Here is a 2,308-nt window from a genome sequence, read left to right as displayed (position 1 = left end):
GTGGTCGTCCGGTGTGGTTGGGGTCGGTGAAGTCGAACATCGGGCATACGCAGGCGGCGGCCGGGGTGGCCGGTGTGATCAAGATGATCAAGGCGATGGAGCATGGCGTGCTTCCGCCGACGTTGCATGTGGCCGAGCCCACCCCCCACGTCGACTGGGAGTCCGGCGGCGTGCGGCTGCTGACCGAGAACGTCGAGTGGGGGCACGGGGCCGGCCCGCGCCGCGCCGGGGTCTCGTCGTTCGGCATCAGCGGGACCAACGCCCACGTCATCCTGGAGAGCGTCGCCCCGGCCGAGCCCGCCCCCGCCGGGTCCGCGGCCGGGTCTGCCGGGTCTGCCGGGTCCGCGGAAGTCCCGGAGCCCGAAGCGTCCGCTCCCTCCGGGACCGGCCCGCTGGTCTGGGCGTTCTCGGCCAAGACCGAGACGGCGCTGCTGGCCCAGGCCGCCCGGCTGCGCGACCACGCGTCGGCCGTCCCCGAGACGGACCTCGCCCCGACCGGCCTGGCCCTGGTCCGCCGAACCGCCTTCCCCCACCGCGCCGCGGTCGTCGCGGCCGGTCGCGAGGATCTCGTCGCCGGGCTGGCCGCCCTCGCCCAGGGCGAGCCCCATCCCACGGTTCTGCGCGGCGAGGCGCGCGCGGGCGCGCGGCCCGTGTTCCTCTTCCCCGGCCAGGGCACGCAGTGGGCCGGCATGGCCGTCGACCTGCTCGGCTCGACCCCGGTCTTCGCCGAGAGGCTCGCCGCCTGTGACGCCGCCCTGCGTCCGTACACCGGATGGTCGGTCCTTGACGTGCTGCGCGGCGCCGACGGCGCGCCCGCGCTGGAGGGTACGGACGTCATCCAGCCGGTGCTGTTCGCCGTGATGGTGTCGCTCGCCGAGGTGTGGCGTTCGCTCGGCGTGCGGCCGGCCGCCGTGGTGGGTCACTCGCAGGGCGAGATAGCGGCGGCCTGCGTCTGCGGGGCGCTCTCGCTGGAGGACGCCGCGAAGGTCGTGGCCCTGCGCAGCCGGGTGCTGACCCGGCTGCGCGGCACCGGCGGCATGCTGGCGGTCGCCCTGTCCGCCGCGGCGGCCGAGTCGCGGCTGCGGCCGTGGGACGGCCGGCTCTGGGTCGCCGTGCACAGCGGCCCGTCCTCCTGCGTCGTGGCCGGAGACGCGGACGCGCTCGACGAGTTCGCCGCCGCCTGCGGAGACGCCGTGCGCACCCGGCGCGTCGCCGTCGACTACGCCTCCCACACGCCCCACATGGAGGAGCTGTGCGACGAACTGCTGACCGTGCTCGACGGCGTGCGGCCCCGCCGTGCCGAGATCGCCTTCTGCTCCTCTCTGGAAGGCGGGTTCGTCGAGACCTCCGAGCTGTCCACCCGCTACTGGTTCGAGAACCTGCGCGGCCCGGTGCGGTTCCAGGAGTCCGTCCGCGCGGTCGCCGGCGCGGGAAGCACGCTCTTCGTCGAGGTCGGGCCGCATCCCGTGCTCGGCGGCGACACCCAGGACATCTGCGCCGACGCCGGGCTTGACGCGGACGTGTGCGCCACGCTGCGCCGCGGCTCCGGCGACCGCGCCCGTCTGCTGACCGCGCTCGCCCACGCCTGGGTGCTCGGCGCGGACGCCGACTGGACCGCCGCGCTCGGGACCGCCCCGCACCCCGGGACCGTGCCGCCCACCTATGCCTTCGAGCACCGCCGGTTCTGGCTCCTGGACGACGAGCGCATCGGCGGCGCCACGGGCGCCGGCGTCGACGGCTCCGCCCACCCGCTGCTCACCGCCCAGGTGGCGATGGCCGACGAGGGGCTCGTCATGACCGGAAGGCTCACGCCGGCGAGCACGGGCTGGCTCGCCGACCACGCCGTCGAGGGCGCCCTCCTGCTGCCCGGCACGGCCTTCGTCGAGCTCGCGCTGGAGGCGCTCGCGCAGACCGGCGGCGGGCGGCTGGACGAACTCGTCGTCGAGGCACCGCTGGTTCTGCCCCGGACCGGCTCGGTCACCGTCCAGGTCGTCGCCGGGCAGCCGGACGCGGAGGAGCGCCGCGCGCTGTCCGTCTTCTCCCGCGCCGCCGACGCCGACACCTGGCAGCGCCACGCCTCGGGCGTCCTGTCCCCTGCGGTCGCGTCCGGTCCGGTCGTGGGTGTGGCGGGGTGGGCGGGGGTGTGGCCGCCGGAGGGTGCGGTGGCGGTGGGGGTTGAGGGGGGTTATGAGGCGTTGGCGGAGCGTGGTTATGAGTATGGGCCGGCGTTTCAGGGTGTTCGTGCGGTGTGGCGGCGTGGGGATGAGTTGTTCGCGGAGGTGTCGCTGCCGGATGGGGTGGAGGTGAC

General features: G+C 75.5%; 1 protein-coding gene and 1 pseudogene. Both read left to right on the top strand.

Translation table 11 applies throughout. The features are described 5' to 3' along the window. Positions 1-11: 11 nt before the first annotated feature. Positions 12-71: pseudogene (locus JOL79_RS35950) on the top strand (hypothetical protein); the annotation flags it as partial. A gap of 12 nt (positions 72-83) precedes the next feature. Continuing rightward, positions 84-2,308: acyltransferase domain-containing protein (locus JOL79_RS33430; protein WP_230985967.1), on the top strand; the 2,225-nt coding region annotated here is incomplete at its 3' end.

It is taken from the genome of Microbispora oryzae, assembly GCF_017896165.1.
GTDB lineage: Bacteria > Actinomycetota > Actinomycetes > Streptosporangiales > Streptosporangiaceae > Microbispora > Microbispora oryzae.
The sequence above is the reverse complement of the archived record's forward strand: the minus strand, read 5'-3'. Positions and strand labels throughout refer to the sequence as shown.